The sequence below is a fragment of the Halomonas sp. A11-A genome (genome assembly GCF_003182195.1).
Lineage (GTDB): Bacteria > Pseudomonadota > Gammaproteobacteria > Pseudomonadales > Halomonadaceae > Halomonas > Halomonas alkalicola.
This window is the reverse complement of the sequence record NZ_QGTM01000001.1, coordinates 89,476-104,860: the sequence shown is the minus strand read 5'-3', so window position 1 is coordinate 104,860 and position 15,385 is coordinate 89,476. Positions and strand designations below refer to the sequence as shown.

Annotated in this window: 14 protein-coding genes; 12 read left to right on the top strand and 2 right to left on the bottom strand. The window is 71.0% G+C overall.

The genetic code is table 11. From position 1 onward, the window contains the following. Positions 1-63 precede the first annotated feature (63 nt). The 3 genes from DER72_RS00470 (at position 64) to DER72_RS00460 (ending at position 2,288) form a co-directional block, all read left to right on the top strand. Positions 64-204: an EAL domain-containing protein gene (locus tag DER72_RS00470; RefSeq protein WP_110068045.1), complete on the top strand. Its 141-nt coding sequence runs from the start codon at positions 64-66 to the stop codon at positions 202-204. 97 nt (positions 205-301) lie between these two features. Next, the gene (locus DER72_RS00465; RefSeq protein ID WP_110068044.1) at positions 302-1,543 is read left to right on the top strand and encodes a lipoprotein-releasing ABC transporter permease subunit; all 1,242 of its coding nucleotides are present in this window, start codon (positions 302-304) and stop codon (positions 1,541-1,543) included. After that, positions 1,536-2,288 carry an ABC transporter ATP-binding protein gene (locus DER72_RS00460; protein WP_110068043.1) on the top strand — a complete coding sequence of 251 codons (753 nt, stop codon included), beginning with the start codon at positions 1,536-1,538 and terminating at the stop codon, positions 2,286-2,288. Before DER72_RS00465 ends, DER72_RS00460 begins: the two co-directional genes overlap by 8 nt. 117 nt (positions 2,289-2,405) lie before the next feature. On the opposite strand, the gene DER72_RS00455 is transcribed toward DER72_RS00460, so the two are convergent. Beyond that, a complete protein-coding gene (locus DER72_RS00455; RefSeq protein ID WP_110068042.1) occupies positions 2,406-2,948 on the bottom strand; it encodes a DUF2062 domain-containing protein in 543 nt (180 codons plus the stop codon). Between the two features lie 135 nt (positions 2,949-3,083). On the opposite strand from DER72_RS00455, the gene DER72_RS00450 reads away from it, so the two are divergent. The 9 genes from DER72_RS00450 to murB are packed head-to-tail and all read left to right on the top strand — an operon-like array spanning position 3,084 to position 11,880. Further along, complete coding sequence (locus tag DER72_RS00450) at positions 3,084-5,360, top strand: DNA internalization-related competence protein ComEC/Rec2 (RefSeq protein WP_258306130.1); 2,277 nt, start codon at positions 3,084-3,086, stop codon at positions 5,358-5,360. A 42-nt stretch (positions 5,361-5,402) separates the two neighbouring features. Then, a complete protein-coding gene (locus tag DER72_RS00445) occupies positions 5,403-6,101 on the top strand; it encodes a MotA/TolQ/ExbB proton channel family protein (protein WP_181395575.1) in 699 nt (232 codons plus the stop codon). Further along, the gene (locus DER72_RS00440; RefSeq protein WP_110068040.1) at positions 6,098-6,535 is read left to right on the top strand and encodes a biopolymer transporter ExbD; all 438 of its coding nucleotides are present in this window, start codon (positions 6,098-6,100) and stop codon (positions 6,533-6,535) included. Before DER72_RS00445 ends, DER72_RS00440 begins: the two co-directional genes overlap by 4 nt. Continuing rightward, positions 6,532-8,292, top strand: a complete 1,761-nt coding sequence (gene msbA, locus DER72_RS00435) for a lipid A export permease/ATP-binding protein MsbA (protein ID WP_110068039.1) — start codon at positions 6,532-6,534, stop codon at positions 8,290-8,292. Before DER72_RS00440 ends, msbA begins: the two co-directional genes overlap by 4 nt. Next, positions 8,289-9,359, top strand: coding sequence for a tetraacyldisaccharide 4'-kinase (gene lpxK / locus DER72_RS00430; RefSeq protein WP_110068038.1), 1,071 nt, complete (start codon positions 8,289-8,291; stop codon positions 9,357-9,359). Before msbA ends, lpxK begins: the two co-directional genes overlap by 4 nt. Positions 9,360-9,369: 10 nt before the next feature. Continuing rightward, positions 9,370-9,579: a Trm112 family protein gene (locus DER72_RS00425; protein WP_110068356.1), complete on the top strand. Its 210-nt coding sequence runs from the start codon at positions 9,370-9,372 to the stop codon at positions 9,577-9,579. Beyond that, positions 9,579-10,379 (top strand): 3-deoxy-manno-octulosonate cytidylyltransferase, encoded by an 801-nt coding sequence (gene kdsB, locus DER72_RS00420; RefSeq protein WP_110068037.1) that lies wholly within the window; start codon positions 9,579-9,581, stop codon positions 10,377-10,379. The genes DER72_RS00425 and kdsB overlap by 1 nt, the downstream gene beginning before the upstream one ends. Continuing rightward, a complete protein-coding gene (locus tag DER72_RS00415) occupies positions 10,379-10,855 on the top strand; it encodes a low molecular weight protein-tyrosine-phosphatase (protein WP_110068036.1) in 477 nt (158 codons plus the stop codon). The genes kdsB and DER72_RS00415 overlap by 1 nt, the downstream gene beginning before the upstream one ends. Then, positions 10,852-11,880, top strand: a complete 1,029-nt coding sequence (gene murB / locus DER72_RS00410) for a UDP-N-acetylmuramate dehydrogenase (RefSeq protein ID WP_375153248.1) — start codon at positions 10,852-10,854, stop codon at positions 11,878-11,880. Before DER72_RS00415 ends, murB begins: the two co-directional genes overlap by 4 nt. Positions 11,881-11,990: 110 nt before the next feature. Here murB and rne read toward each other — a convergent pair whose 3' ends face one another. Beyond that, positions 11,991-15,026: a ribonuclease E gene (gene rne, locus DER72_RS00405; RefSeq protein WP_110068035.1), complete on the bottom strand. Its 3,036-nt coding sequence runs from the start codon at positions 15,024-15,026 to the stop codon at positions 11,991-11,993. Positions 15,027-15,385 lie beyond the last annotated feature (359 nt).

Genomic DNA, 15,385 nt, shown 5'->3' with positions numbered 1-15,385 from the left:
CGATGCAAGTGGCGACCGTGAGAGGGTTCCCCTCCGCGACCCCCGCCCTCGCTCGCTCGGGAGCTGGGCATCGAGACGGTGGCGGAGTTCGTGCATAGCCCCGAGGTGCTGGCGCGGGTGGGCGAGTTGGGCGTCGACCATGCTCAGGGAGCCTGCATCGGCATGTCCGAGGCGCTGCCGATCACCGAGCCTCGTCTGGCCTGAGCGGGAGTCGTGCAAATCCGCGGCAAGACGTCGCCGCCCCGGTGCGGCGGCGTCCAAAAAGCCGTACCATGGGCGCCCGCTGACAAGGAACGCCTCCATGCTTGACCGTCTGCCATTCCTGATCGGGCTGCGCTACGTGCGCGCCAAGCGCCGTAACCACTTCATCTCCTTCATCTCGCTGACCTCCATGCTGGGCCTGATGCTGGGCGTGGCGGTGCTGATCCTGGTGCTCTCGGTGATGAACGGCTTCGACCACGAGCTGCGTACCCGCATCCTCGGCATGGTGCCCCACGCCAAGATCGAATCGCGTACCGGCTTGGTGGAGTGGGAGTCCCTGGCCGCCCGGCTAATGGAGCGCGAGCGGGTGATCGGCGCCGCGCCCTATGTGGAGCAGCAGGGCATGTTCTCGGTGGGTGGACGCAACGAGGGCGCCATGGTCAACGGCATCCACCCCGAATGGGAGGATCGTGTCTCGATCATCGGCCGCCACATGCAGCAGGGCAGGCTCGACGACCTGCAGCCCGGCGAGTGGAACATCGTGCTGGGCTCCATCCTGGCCCGGCGGCTGGGGGTCGGCGTGGGCGATACCGTGACCCTGCTGGTGCCCGAGGCCTCGATCACCCCGGCCGGTGTCTTCCCGCGCCTCAAGCGCTTCACGGTGAGCGGGGTGTTCAGCGTCGGTGCCGACCTGGACGCCGCCCTGGCCTATGCCAATATCGAGGACATGCAGACCCTGGCACGCCTCGGCGACGCCGTGGGCGGCCTGCGCCTGGAGCTCGACGACCTCTTCCTGGCCGCCGCCGAGACCCGCAGCATCATCAACGAGCTGGGGCCGGGCTATCGCGGCATCGACTGGACCTTCTCTCACGGCAACCTCTTCCAGGCGATCCAGATGGAGAAGCGTATGATCGCGCTGCTGCTGACGGTGATCATCGCCGTGGCTGCCTTCAACATCGTCTCCACCCTGGTGATGGTGGTCACCGACAAGCACGCCGACATCGCCATCCTGCGCACCATCGGCGCCACGCCACGCTCGATCATGGGCATCTTCATCGTCCAGGGGCTGGCCATCGGGGTGATTGGCATTCTGGTCGGGGTGGCGCTCGGGGTGCTGCTGGCGCTGACCATCTCCGACATCATCGACGGGGTCGAGAGCCTGTTCGGCATCCAGTTCCTCGACGCGGGGGTCTACTTCATCAGCAACCTGCCGTCGCGCCTCGACTGGACGGACGTGCGCGACATCGTCGCCGCGGCCCTGGGCCTGACCTTCCTTTCCACCCTCTATCCGGCCTGGCGGGCGGCCAAGGTCCAGCCGGCCGAGGTGCTGCGCTATGAGTGAGACGACCATGCAAGCTACCGCCGAGCAGGGCGCCGCCACGGTGCAGGGGGCGCCGATGCTGGAGTGCCGCGACCTGACCCGCATCTACCGCGAGGGTCCCCAGGACGTCACCGTGCTGGACGGACTCGAGCTCACCGTGCATGCCGGCGAGCGGGTCGCCATCGTCGGCAGCTCCGGCTCCGGCAAGACCACCCTGCTCAACCTGCTGGGCGGCCTGGACCAGCCCACCCGAGGCGAGGTGCGCATCGCCGGCGAGTCGCTCTCGGCGCTGGGCGACGCGGCCCTGGGCCACTTCCGCAACCGCCATATCGGCTTCGTCTACCAGTTCCACCACCTGCTGGCCGAGTTCTCCGCCCTGGAGAACGCCGCGCTGCCGCTGATCGTGCGCGGGCAGCGCAAGAAGGTCGCCGAGGCGCGCGCCCGCCAGCTGCTGGAGCGGGTCGGCATGGCCGGGCGCGCCGACCACAAGCCGGGTGAGCTCTCCGGCGGCGAGCGCCAGCGGGTGGCCATCGCCCGGGCCCTGGTCACCGACCCGAGCCTGGTGCTGATGGACGAGCCCACCGGCAACCTGGACCAGCACACCGCGGCGAGCATCCTGGCGCTGATGGATGAGCTGGCGCGCACCTCCGCCTGCGCCTTCGTCATCGTGACCCACGACCCGGGGCTGGCGGCCCATCAGGACCGGGTCATGCGCCTGGACGAGGGACGCCTGAGCGAGCAGCCGCGGCCCACCCCGGTGGCGTAAGCCCGCAGGCGCGACGCCGCCATCGTCTGGCAACCGCGAACGGCCGGCCCCCTTTGGGGCCGGCCGTTCGCGTATGGGCAGTCGATAGGGCAACGATAGGGTGGGAGCAGCGGCGCCTCAGGGCAGATCCTTGTCGCAGGGCGCCTGGCGCCGCCGGCGCCGCCGGGCCTTCCAGCTGCGCGAGACCTGCCAGCGCCAGATCAGCCGGATCGCCAGGTTGCCGAGCAGCGCCAGGGCGACGGCGGTGACCACCGAGCCCACCGCCAGGGCGGGCAGGATATCGGCCATCTGTTCGGCAATCCAGCGGGTGGTGAGGCGTTCGGGCACCTCCCGCGCCGGCATGTTCATCAGCCAGGCGCCGAGGCGGTAGTTGGCGTAGAAGATCACCGGCATGGTCAGCGGGTTGGTGATCCATACCAGGCCCACGGAGAGGGGCAGGTTGGCGCGCGCCAGCCAGGCGCCGAAGGCGGCCACCACCATCTGGAAGGGAATCGGCAGCATGGCGCTGAACAGGCCCACCGAAAAGGCGTTGGCCACACTGCGACGACTCAACACCCACAGGGCCGGGTTGCCGATCAGGTGACTCATGAAACGCAGCGAGCGCTGGCGCCTGAGTGTCTCGGGGTGGGGCATGTAGCGCTGGAGAAAGCGGCGCGGCATGTCGTCGGGCTCGCGGCATCGTGACGCGAGCTATTATCCATACAAGGGCCTGCCTTTGCCATGACTGCGCTTCCACGCAGGGCGCCGGGCACGGGCAGACATGCACCCATCCGGAGCAAGGGAATGCGACTTGGAATGGCCATCCTCCTGGCCCTGGCCGCGCTCGCTGGCCTGGGACTGGGCAGCCAGCCGCCGCCGGGGCTGCTCGAGGGGTTGGGGCTCCTCGCCCTCGGCGCGCTGGCCAGGCGGAGACCGGCCGACTGGCTGCCTCTGGCGGCACTGGTCGGCGTGACGGCCGCCGTGCTGCTGGCACGCGGGGCGGTCCTGCCCGATGGGCTGCTGCGCGAGGATCTCGCCATCCAGGGGCGGCTGGTGGAGGTGACGGAGGAGGAGCGGCTGACCCGCCTCACCCTGGCGGTGAGCGATTGCCACCCGCTTGCCGCGGCGCGCCCCGCCTGCGAACGCCTGCGACGCGTGCGCCTGAGCGCCTTCGAGGCGCCCCCCATGCAGCCCGGCGAGCACTGGGCGCTCACCGTGCGGCTGCGTCCGCCGGCGGGCTTCGCCAATCCCCACACCTTTGACTACGAGGCCTGGCTGTGGCGCGAGGGCATCCAGGCCACCGGCTATGTGCGCCATGAGCCGCCGCCGCAGCGGCTGGCCGAGTCCGCGCCCGGCCTGCGTGAGCATGCCCTCACGCATCTGGAGGGCCGGGCGCTGCCACCTCGCGCCGAGCGCTGGCTGGCGGCCCTGACCCTGGGCGCCGGCGATCGGTTGACGGCGGATGACTGGGCCCTGCTCAACGCCAGCGGCACCACCCACCTGATGGTGATCTCCGGGCTGCATGTGGGGCTGGTCGCGGGGTTTGCCCTGCTGCTGGGCCGGGGAGCCGCGCGGTTGGCGACCCCGGGGGGATGGCGCCTGGCGGTGTGGCCCTGGTGGATGGCCGGCGTCGCGGCGGCGGGCTATGCGACCCTCGCCGGCCTGGAGCCCCCGGCGCTGCGTGCCCTGGTGATGGCGCTGATAGGGCTGTGGGTCGCCAGCGGGCGCCACGCCCCGGGGCCCTGGCAGGGGTGGTGGCTGGCGCTGGCCGTGGTGCTGGCCATCGACCCGCTGAGCGCCTGGCGCCCGGGGCTCTGGCTCTCTTTCCTGGCGGTGGCGCTGCTGATCCTGGCCTGGCAGGGCCGGCCACGTCCCCGTGGCGTGCGCGGCTGGCTGTGGGCTCTGGTTAGGACCCAGCTGCTGCTGGCGCCGCTGATGGCCGCGGCGGTGCTGCTGGCCTTCGCGCGGCTGGCCCCGGCCGCGCCGCTGGTCAACCTGGTGGCGGTGCCCGTGGTCAGCAGCCTGCTGGTGCCACTGGGGCTGCTCGGCTGGCTGCTGGCGCCGCTGCCGCCGCTCTCCGCGCTCTGCTGGTGGCTCTTCGCGCACCTGAGCGAGGCCCTGGCCCGAGGCCTGGAGGCCGCCGTGGCCTGGTTGCCGCTGTGGCTCCCCGAGCCGGCCCTGGTGACGCCCCTGGCGCTCTGCCTGGGGCTGATGGCGCTGCTCTGGGTGCTGCCCGGGCTTGCGGCCCCGCTGCGCGCCACGGGCAGCCTGGCGCTGGCCGCAGTGGCGCTGAGCCTTGCGCCGGCGGGCATCCCCCCCGGCCAGCTGGAGGTGCGCGTGCTGGACGTGGGCCAGGGGCAGCTGGTGGAGCTGCGCACCGCCGGCTATCGGGCGCTCTATGATGCGGGGCCACGCTTCGCCTCGGGGTTCGTCCCGGTCAGCGTGCTGTGGCCGCCGGGTCAGCGCTTCGACGAGGTGATCGTCAGCCACGATGACATCGATCATGCCGGCGGGGTGGCGCTGCTGGCGGAGCGCCATCGCGTGGGGCGCTTCCTGGCGCCGCCTGGCGAGGAGATCGGCGTTCCCTTCGCCGCCTGCCGGCGCGGCGACAGCTGGGAGCGGGACGGCGTGCGCTTCCGTTTCCTGTGGCCGCCGGAGGAGACCGCCGCGCTCTCCAGCAATGACCGCTCCTGCGTGCTGGAGGCGAGCGTGGGCGGGCAGCGCTTGCTGATCACCGGCGACGTGGGGCGCCGGGTGGAGCGCGCCTTCCTGCTCGAGGCCGAGGCGCCGGTGACCCTGCTGGTGGCCGGCCACCACGGCAGCCAGACCAGCTCCGGGCCTCAGCTGGTGCAGTGGCTCACCCCGCGTCAGGTGGTCTACAGCGCCGGGCGGCGCAACGCCTTCGGCCATCCCCACGACGAGGTGGTCAGGCGCTTCCGCGGCGCCGGCAGCTGCCAGTGGAGCACGGCGCTGGATGGCGCGCTGACGTTCCGGCTGGGGGGCGAGGCGGGTCGGGTCGTCGAGAGCACACGGCCACTGCCCTGGCGGCGGGGCGGTGTCGGAGCCGACTGCCTTGCGTTAGAATCGCCCTGAGTTCGGGATCAAGGTTCACGGGGCATCTTCGAGGGAAAGCGCATGGACATGATGGAGGCCCTGATCGCCGGGGGTTGGCTGATGCTGCCACTGCTGGGCTGTTCGCTGCTGGCCACGGTGATCATCATCGAACGCCTCTGGACCCTGCGTGCCGGGCGCATCGCGCCCCGGGGGCTCGGCCAGGAGGTCTGCACTCTGGTCTCCCGGGGCCAGGTCAACCTCTTCTGGCTGGAGAGCCACTCGCCGCTGGGCGGCGTGCTGGCCGCGGGGCTGCGCAACGCGCGCCTCGGCCATGAACAGGTGCGGGCGCGTCTCCAGGAGGCGGGCACCGCGGTGATCCATGACATGGAGCGCTTCCTGAGCCCCCTCGGCACCATCGCCGCCATCGCTCCGCTGATCGGGCTGCTGGGCACCGTGGTGGGGATGATCGAGGTCTTCTCGGTGATCGTCGCCGGCGACGGCGCCAGCCGCACCGCCGATCTGGCCGGGGGCATCTCCCGCGCCCTGGTGACCACCGCGGCGGGCCTGACCGTGGCGATTCCCGCCCTGATGTTCCACCGCTACTTCCTGCGCCGGGTCGAGGACATCACCGTGCGCATGGAGGAGCAGTCGGGCCAGGTGGTGGAGTTCCTCGCCCACTACGGCGGCGAGCTGACCCTGGCCGAGCGCCACGAGGCCGCCGCCGAGGAGGAGCGCCTCGAGGCCGACGGGCGGATGGCGCCCCGGGTGAAGCGCTCGTGAGGTTTGCGCGTACCCGCCGCGACCCGGTGGAGGTCAACCTCACGCCGCTGATCGACGTGGTGTTCCTGCTGCTGATCTTCTTCATGGTCTCCACCACCTTCGAGACCCGCCAGGCCCTGGAGCTCGAACTGCCCGAGACGACCAGCGGGGCCGCCGCCGAGGTCTCGCCGGTCACCCTGGTGGTCACCGCGGCCGGCGTCTACCGCCTCGGCGAGCGCGAGCTGACGCCGGCCGAGCTGGCCTCGGCGCTGGCCGCCGAGGCCGAGCAGGCCCGCGAGCACGGTCTGGTGGTGGAGGCCGATGGCCGCGCCAGCCACGCCGATGTGGTCCGCGTGCTCGACCAGGCCGGTCTGCAGGGCATCGAGCGGGTGCGTATCGCCACCACCGAAAGCCGCACCGGCGAGACCATTTCCCCACAAGCGGAGACGCCGTGAATCAGGACAGGACCCCCCAACACTCCGGCTGGACGCTCTACAAGCGCCTGCTGAGCTATGTGCGCCCCCACTGGCGCTCCTTCGGCCTGGCCATTGTCGGCTACGTTATCTATGCCGCCTCCAGCACGGCGCTCGCCGAGATGATGAAGCGCCTGATCGATGGCATCCAGAACCCCGATGCCTCCTTCCGGCTCTTCCTGCCGCTCTTCGTGGTGGGCATGTTCGCCGCCCGGGGCCTCGGCACCTTCCTCGGCACCTACTTCATGAGCAACGTGGCGCGCAACGTGGTCCACGCCCTGCGCTGCAACGTCTTCAACCATATGCTCCACCTCCCGGGGCGCTTCTTCGACAGCCACTCCAGCGGCCACCTGATCTCGCGGGTCACCTACCACGTGGAGCAGGTCACCGGCGCGGCCACCAAGGCGCTGACCATCCTGCTGCGCGAGGGGCTCTTCGTCCTCGGCCTGGTGGGCTACCTGCTGTGGACCAACTGGATGCTGACGCTGCTCTTCCTGACCGTCACGCCGCTGATCGGCGGGGTGGTCAGCTACGCCAGCAAGCGCTTCCGGCGCATCTCGATGCGCATCCAGGCCTCCATGGGGGACGTCACCCACGTGGCCTCCGAGGCGCTCTCCGGCTACCGGGTGGTGCGCACCCACGGCGCCGAGGGCTTCGAGAAGGCTCGCTTCGCCGCCGCCAGCGAGTACAACCGCCAGCAGAGCATGAAGGAGGCGCTGACCAAGGCGGTCAGCACTCCGGTGATTCAGCTGCTGGTGGCCCTGGCCCTGGCGGTGCTGGTGTGGCTGGCCATGTCGCCGGCGCTGATGGACAACATGACCGCCGGCGAGTTCGTCGCCTTCATCACCGCCGCCTCGTTGATGGCCAAGCCGGTGCGCCAGCTCACCGAGATCAACAGCGAGATCCAGAAGGGGCTGGCCGCCGCCGCCGAGCTGTTCGGCCTGCTGGAGGTGCCCGCCGAGCGGGACGAGGGGCACCACGAGCCGGGCCGGCTGGTCGGCAGGGTCCGCTTCGAGGGCGTGCGCTTCCGCTACGGCGAGGGCCAGCCCGAGGTGCTCAAGGGCATCGACCTCGAGGTGGCGCCGGGCGAGATGATCGCCATCGTGGGCCGCTCGGGCAGCGGCAAGTCGACCCTGGTGGGGCTGCTGCCGCGCTTCTATCGGCCCACCGAGGGGCGGGTGCTGGTCGATGACGTGCCCCTGGACGACTACCGCCTGACGCCGCTGCGCCGCCAGATCGCCCTGGTCTCCCAGCAGGTGACCCTGTTCAACGCCAGCATCGCCGACAACATCGCCTATGGCGTACCCGACGCCGACCCTGCGGCCATCGAGGCCGCCGCCCGGGCCGCCCATGCCCACGAGTTCATCGAGCGCCTGCCCGGCGGCTACGCCACCGTGGTGGGCGACAACGGCGTGATGCTCTCCGGCGGCCAGCGTCAGCGCCTGGCCATCGCCCGGGCGATCTTCAAGGACTCGCCGCTGCTGATCCTCGACGAGGCCACCTCGGCGCTGGACACCGAGTCCGAGCGCCATATCCAGGCGGCGCTGGAAGAGGTCTGCCGCGGGCGTACCACTCTGGTGATCGCCCACCGTCTCTCCACCATCGAGCACGCCGACCGGATCCTGGTCATGGAGCAGGGCGAGGTGATCGAGCAGGGCAGCCACGCCGAGCTGCTGGCCCGCGACGGCGCCTACGCCGCGCTGTACCGCCTGCAGTTCCAGGAGGCCGACCCCGCATGAGTGGGCTGGGCGAGCGCTGGCTGGCCGCCGCCTATGGCGGTGCACCCTGGCTGGCGCTGCTGCGTCCCCTGGAGGGTCTCTACCGCGCCGCGGTGGCGCGTCGCGCCGCTGCCTATGCCGAGGGGCGCCGCGCGGTGTGGCGGGCCCCGGTGCCGGTGGTGGTGGTGGGCAACCTGACGCTGGGCGGCACCGGCAAGTCGCCGTTGGTGGCCTGGCTGGTGCGCCACCTCGTCGAGCGCGGTCATCGCCCGGGCATCCTCTCCCGCGGCTATGGCGGGCAGAGCGACGCCTATCCGCTGTGGGTCGATGACCGGACACCCGCGGCGCAGTGCGGCGACGAGCCGCGCATGCTGGCCGACCAGACCGGGGTGCCGGTGGTGGTGGACCCGGACCGCCCCCGCGGGGCAGGCAGGCTGCTGGCGGCGGGGTGCGACATCCTGGTCAGCGACGATGGCCTCCAGCATCTGGCCCTGGGGCGCGACCTCGAGCTGGTGGTGGTGGACGGGGCCCGGGGCTTCGGCAACGGCCGCTGCCTGCCGGCGGGGCCGCTGCGCGAGCCGCTCTCGCGACTGGCCAGTGTCGACGCGGTCGTGATCAATGGCGTGGCGGTCGACGGCCAGCCGGCCTTCACCCCGCCGCCGGGGGCCTTCGCGATGACGCTGGCCCCGGTCGCCTGGCGCCGGCTGGGTGACGGCAAGCGCTATCCACCGCTACCGCTGCCGTTCACGGGGCCGGTGCACGCCGTGGCCGGCATCGGCCGCCCGGCGCGCTTCTTCGAGACCCTGGCCGAGCTCGGCGTCGAGGCGACTGCCCACCCCTTCGACGACCACCACGCTTATCGCTCCGAGGAGCTCGCCTTCGCCGACGGTCGCCCGCTGGTGATGACCGCCAAGGACGCCGTGAAGTGCCGTGACCTGGCGCCCCGTGACAGCTGGGTGCTGGAGGTGGAGGCGACGCCGGATCCCGCCTTCGTCCGCTGGCTCGAGGCGCGGCTGGCCGCCCTGGACGCCGCGGCGCCCGACATGAATTCGCGAGCCGGCAGCGCGCCGGCTCACCACCAGGAGTGAGGTGAACATGATGGACAAGGAACTGCTGGCCATGCTGGTCTGCCCGCTGTGCAAGGGCAAGCTGAAGTACCAGCGCGAGGCCGAGGAGCTGCACTGTCTCTATGATGGCCTGGTCTATCCGGTGCGCGACGGCATCCCGGTGATGCTGCCCGAGGAGGCGCGCCGGCTCTCCGCCGACGAGAAGCTTCGCGCCTCCCCCGGACGCACGGGGGAGGCGTGATGGCCGAGCGCGACTTCATCGCCGTCATTCCGGCGCGCTTCGCCTCCTCGCGCCTGCCCGGCAAGCCCCTGGCCCAGATCGCCGGCCGGCCCATGGTGGCCCACGTCTGGCAGCGCGCCTGCGAGAGTCGGGCCGTCCGGGTGGTGGTGGCCACCGACGATGGCCGCATCGAGCAGGCGATGTCGGCCGAGGGCGCCGAGGTGGTGATGACTCGCGCCGACCATCCCTCCGGCACCGACCGCCTGGCCGAGGTGGCCGAGCGGCTGGGCCTGGCCGATGACGCCGTGCTGGTCAATGTCCAGGGCGACGAGCCGCTGATCCCGGCGACGCTGATCGACCAGGTGGCCGACCGGCTCTTCGACGACCCGGAGGCCTCCATCGCCACCCTCGCCGAGCCGATCAGCGACGTGGAGAGCCTCTTCAATCCCAACGTGGTGAAGGTGGTGCGCGCCCTCTCCGGGCGGGCGCTCTACTTCTCCCGGGCGCCCCTGCCCTGGGATAGAGAGGCCTGGGACCGTGACGCCTTCGCCGCCCGCCCCGAGCTGCTCGAGACCGACGCCTGGCTGCGCCACATCGGTCTCTACGCCTATCGCGCCGGCTTCCTGGCCGAGTATCGCAACTGGGTGCCGTCGCCTCTGGAACGGCTCGAGCAGCTTGAGCAGCTGCGCGCGCTCCATCACGGCCACGCGATTCAGGTGGCCCTGGCCCGGGAGCCGCACCCCGCCGGGGTCGATACCGCCGAGGACCTGGCCCGGGTGAGGGCCCTGCTGGACACCGCCGAACGCGGGGGAGGGGAGTGATGCGGGTACTCTTCGTCTGCCTGGGCAATATCTGCCGCTCACCCACCGCCGAGGGGGTGTTCCGTCGCCTGCTCGATGAGCGCGGCCTGGCTCACCGGGTCGAGGTCGACTCCTGCGGCATCGCGGGCTGGCACGTCGGTAAGGCGCCGGATCCGCGCACTCGCGAGGCGGCCGCCCGCCGCGGCATCGATCTCTCGATGCTGCGTGCCCGCCAGCTGCATGATGAGGACTTCGACACCTTCGACTACCTGCTGGCTATGGACCATGACAACCTGGCGGCCATGCGGGCCCGAGCCCCTGCGACCCTCGACGCCCATCTCGGGCTCTTTCTCGCCTTCGCCGGTATGCCGGATCGCGCGGTGCCCGACCCCTACTACGGCGGTGAGCAGGGCTTCGAGGAGGTGCTCGACCTGGTGGAGCAGGGGGGGCGCGGCCTGCTGGCCGAGATCGAGGCGCGGCTGGAGCGCCGCCCTTGAGTCCGCTGGCTTATCCTGCGCATGATCTGGCCGCGTCGAACACCCTGGGCCTGCCCTGCATGGCGGAGCATTTCGTTGCGCCCGCGAGCCTGGCCGAGCTGCAGATGGCCCTGGCGGAGGCGCGCGCCCGGGATTGGCCGCTGACCCTGCTCGGCGGCGGCAGCAACCTGATCCTGCCCGAGCGCCTGCCTGGGCTGGTCATCCGGCCGGCCATGGCGGCCTGGTGGCTCGAGGAGGTTGAGGAAGGCGAGGAGGGCGAGGTGCGGGTCCACGCCGAGGCGGGGGTGATCTGGCACGAGCTGGTGATGGCCCTGGCGCGCCTCGGCCTGTGGGGCACCGAGAACCTGGCGCTGATTCCCGGCCACTGCGGGGCGGCGCCGATCCAGAATATCGGCGCCTATGGGGTCGAGCTCTGCGAGGTGCTGGAGGCGCTGCAGGTGGTGGATCTGGCGGATGGCCGCGAGCGCTGGATGACGCCGCAGGAGTGCGCCTTCGGCTACCGCGACAGCATCTTCAAGGGGCGTCTCGCGGGGCGGGTGGTGATCACCCGGCTCGTGCTGCGCCTTTCGCGCACTGCGCGGGCGCGTCTGGGCTATGGCGATCTGGCCAGCCGGGTGGGGAAGGCCCCGACGCCGCTGTCAGTGGCCGAGGCGGTGTGTGCCATTCGCCGCGAGAAGCTGCCCGACCCCGCGGTGCTCGGCAACGCCGGCAGCTTCTTCAAGAACCCGGTGGTACCGCAGGCGCTGGCCGAGCGACTGCTGGCCGAGCACTCCGAGATGCCCCACTTCTCCCAGCCCGACGGGCGGGTCAAGCTGGCCGCCGGCTGGCTGATCGACCGCTGCGGCCTCAAGGGCCTGCGCGACGGGCACTTCGGTGTGCATGAGCGCCAGGCGCTGGTGCTGGTCCACTTCGGTGGCGGCAGTGCGGCGGAGCTGCTTGGCTTCGCCGAGCGGGTGGCGAGCCGCGTGCACGAGCGCTTCGGCGTGACCCTGGAGCGGGAGCCCCGGCTGGCCGGCGAGTGCTGATGGCCTGATTCGACGGCCACGCCATAACGACAGCGCCCGCAGCCATGGCTGCGGGCGCTGTCGTCTCAAAGAGGGTCAAGCGGGGCCTCAGCCCTGCTTGCCTCTATTTACTAGCGCTGAGGACCCTCCTGGGCCTTGGCCTCGAGCTCGCGACGGCGGACCTCGCGCGGGTCGTTGTGGGCGCGGCGGCGACGGCGGTTGGCGCGGCGCTCCTCCGGCGTCTCCTCGGCCTTGGCATCGGCCTTCGGCGCGTCGGGCTTGGGTGCTTCGGCCTTCGGCGCGTCGGGCTTGGGTGCTTCGGGCTTGGGCTCGGCGGCTTTCGGTGCTTCGGCCTTCGGCTCGGCGGCTTTCGGTGCCTCGGCAGGCTTGGGTGCTTCGGCCTTGGGCTCGGCGGCTTTCGGCGTATCGACCTTCGCCTCGGCGGCTTTCGGTGCTTCGACCTTGGGCTCGGCGGCTTTAGGCGCGTCGGGCTTGGGTGCTTCGGCCTTCGCCTCGGCGGCTTTCGGTGCCTCGGCCTTCGGCGCGTCGGGCTTGGGTGCTTCGGCTTTGGGCTCGGTGGCTTTCGGCGTATCGACCTTCGCCTCGGCGGCTTTCGGTGCTTCGACCTTCGGCGCGTCGGGCTTGGGTGCTTCGGCCTTGGGCTCGGCGGCTTTCGGCGTATCGACCTTCGGCGCGTCGGGCTTGGGTGCTTCGACCTTGGGCTCGGCGGCTTTTGGCGTCTCGGCCTTGGGCTCGATCGGCTTGGGCGTCTCGGCCTTCGGCGCGTCGGGCTTGGGTGCCTCGGCCTTCGGCTCGGCGGGCTTGGGCGCCTCTGCTGCTGTTTCCGGCTGGGCCTCGGCCGCCTGGGCTTGGAGGCGCTGCTGCTCCTCTAGTGCCCTCGGGCTGATGGCGTGCTGGCGGCTGCGGTTGCGCGGGTTGTTGCGGGTGCGCTTGGGCTTGCCGTCGTCTACCGGCGCCTCGGCTTTGGGCGCGTTGCTTTTCGCCTCTACCGGCTTCTCGGCGGGCCGCTCGTCACGCCGGTCGCCGCCGCGGGGACGACGCGCGTCGTCGCGGGGCTTCTCGTCCCGCGGCCTGTCATCGCGCTTGGGTGCCTCCGGCTGGCGAGCCTGACGGGCGTCGTCCTGGCGGCCGCGCCCACGACCGCCGCGGCCACCGCGGTTGTCGGCGGAGTCGGCCCTGCCGTCGCTGCGCTCGCTCTCTTGACGCGGCGCGCTGCGGCGCTCCTCGCTGCGCGGGCGACGCTGACGCTGATGGCGACCGCTGCGCTCGTCGTCGCGCTGAGCGGGCTTGCGGGCGCCCTGGTCTGTGTGTGACTCCTCGCCGCGGGCGGCGGGGGCCTTGCCGCTGTCGGCAGGCGCTTCGTCGCCGCCGAGCAGCTTGGCCAGGCCCTTGACCAGGCGGCCCAGCACGCCGGTCTGGGACTCGGCGACCGGCTGCTGCACCGCGGGCGGGCGGGCCGGCGCCCTGGCTGCCGGGGCAGGGGCCTTGGCGGGGGCCTTGGGTGTCGGGGCCTCTTCCTGCTGCAGGGAGGCGGGGGCAGGCTCGTGGTGAATGACCGTCTTCACCGCGGCCTCGGCGCGCTGCACCGGCTTGCCGAAGGAGGGTTCCGGCTCGCGGCCGACCTCGGTGTCGGTGGAGAGCTCGAAGCTGGAGAGGGAGGCAGAGCCCTCCTCGTCCACGTGGTCGTCGCGCAGTCGCTGGACATCGTAGTGGGGCGTATCCATGTCCGGGCTGGGCAGCAGTACCACCCGCACGCCCTGGCGACGCTCGATGTCGGCCAGCACGTTGCGCTTCTCGTTGAGCAGGTAGGTGGCGACCGGTACCGGGAGGATGGCGCGGATCTGGGCGCTGCGCTCCTTCATGGCCTCTTCCTCGATCAGGCGCATGATGGAGAGCGACAGGGAGCGCACGTCGCGGATGGTGCCCTGGCCGTCGCAGCGTGGGCAGACCACGCCGCTGGTCTCGCCCAGCGACGGGCGCAGGCGCTGGCGGGACATTTCCATCAGGCCGAAGCGCGAGATGCGGCCGATCTGCACCCTGGCGCGGTCGAGCTTCAGCGCATCCCGCATGCGGTTCTCGACCTCGCGCTGGTTGCGTGCCGGGCTCATGTCGATGAAGTCGATCACCACCAGGCCGCCGATATCGCGCAGACGCAGCTGGCGAGCGATCTCGTCGGCCGCCTCCAGGTTGGTCTGCAGGGCGGTCTCCTCGATATCGCTGCCACGGGTGGCGCGCGCCGAGTTGATGTCGATGGAGACCAGCGCCTCGGTGTGATCGATGACGATGGAGCCGCCGGAGGGCAGTTTCACCTCACGCTCGTAGGCGGTCTCGATCTGCGACTCGATCTGGAAGCGCGAGAAGAGCGGCACCTCGTCGGTGTAGAGCTTGATCTTCTGCTGGTAGGAGGGCATCACTTGGCGGATGAAGGCCAGCGCCTGCTCATGCACCTCGGGGCTGTCGATCAGCACCTCGCCGATGTCCTGGCGCAGGTAGTCGCGCATGGCGCGGATGATGACGTTGGACTCGCGGTAGATCAGGAAGGGGGCGGGGCGCTTGCTGGCCTCGCTGGTGATCGACTCCCACACCTGCACCAGGTAGTCGAGGTCCCACTGCAGCTCCTCGGGGCTGCGGCCGATGCCCGCGGTGCGCACGATCAGGCCCATGCCGTCAGGCACGCTGAGTTGGTTCATCGCCTCCTTGAGCTGGCTGCGCTCCTCACCCTCGATGCGCCGCGAGATGCCGCCGGCCTTGGGGTTGTTGGGCATCAGGACCAGGAAGCGTCCGGCCAGGGAGATGAAGGTGGTCAGGGCCGCACCCTTGTTGCCGCGCTCCTCCTTGTCGACCTGGACGATGACCTCCTGGCCCTCCTTCAGCACCTCCTTGATGCTGGGGCGGCCGTCGGGCTCCTTGACGAAGTACTCCCGGGAGATCTCTTTGAGGGGCAGGAAGCCGTGGCGATCGGCGCCGAAATCGACGAAGGCGGCTTCCAGGGAGGGCTCGATGCGGGTGATCTTGCCGCGGTAGATATTGGCTTTCTTCTGTTCCCGGGCACCGGATTCGATGTCCAGGTCGTAGAGGCGTTGTCCATCGACCAGCGCGACCCGCAGCTCTTCGGGCTGGGTCGCATTGATGAGCATCCGTTTCATGTTGTCTCGCACTATGGAGTGCCGGCGAGAACGACGTGGCGAACCTCTGTGTGCTGCGTGCCTGTGCTCAGCGTATCGCAGGAATACGCGTATCTACGGCCATGGCGGTTCGATGACGACGCGTCACGGCACGAGTTGTTGAGTACGGGGCGGAGGCAGGACATGTCTCGGTGGGGGTCACCCATCCGGCCCTGCGGTCACCGCCAACACCTGGCATTCATCGATTCGCCGCCGCCGGTCTCCGGCACGCTGTTGAACGTGTCCCGTGGCCTGCCGAGGTTCCATGACGGGGGAAACATCGGGGGATCCGGGCGTGGCGCTGTATCTATCGCTGTGTTTCCGTTGCTGCGGGCGGCGGG

Excerpts from the sequence above, each read along its gene's own strand:
- DER72_RS00465 (WP_110068044.1), top strand. The coding sequence starts at position 302 with ATGCTTGACCGTCTGCCATTCCTGATCGGGCTGCGCTACGTGCGCGCC.
- DER72_RS00460 (WP_110068043.1), top strand. The coding sequence starts at position 1,536 with ATGAGTGAGACGACCATGCAAGCTACCGCCGAGCAGGGCGCCGCCACG.
- DER72_RS00455 (WP_110068042.1), bottom strand. The coding sequence starts at position 2,948 with ATGCCGCGCCGCTTTCTCCAGCGCTACATGCCCCACCCCGAGACACTC.
- DER72_RS00450 (WP_258306130.1), top strand. The coding sequence starts at position 3,084 with ATGGCCATCCTCCTGGCCCTGGCCGCGCTCGCTGGCCTGGGACTGGGC.
- DER72_RS00445 (WP_181395575.1), top strand. The coding sequence starts at position 5,403 with ATGGACATGATGGAGGCCCTGATCGCCGGGGGTTGGCTGATGCTGCCA.
- lpxK (WP_110068038.1), top strand. The coding sequence starts at position 8,289 with ATGAGTGGGCTGGGCGAGCGCTGGCTGGCCGCCGCCTATGGCGGTGCA.
- DER72_RS00425 (WP_110068356.1), top strand. The coding sequence starts at position 9,370 with ATGGACAAGGAACTGCTGGCCATGCTGGTCTGCCCGCTGTGCAAGGGC.
- kdsB (WP_110068037.1), top strand. The coding sequence starts at position 9,579 with ATGGCCGAGCGCGACTTCATCGCCGTCATTCCGGCGCGCTTCGCCTCC.
- DER72_RS00415 (WP_110068036.1), top strand. The coding sequence starts at position 10,379 with ATGCGGGTACTCTTCGTCTGCCTGGGCAATATCTGCCGCTCACCCACC.
- rne (WP_110068035.1), bottom strand. The coding sequence starts at position 15,026 with ATGAAACGGATGCTCATCAATGCGACCCAGCCCGAAGAGCTGCGGGTC.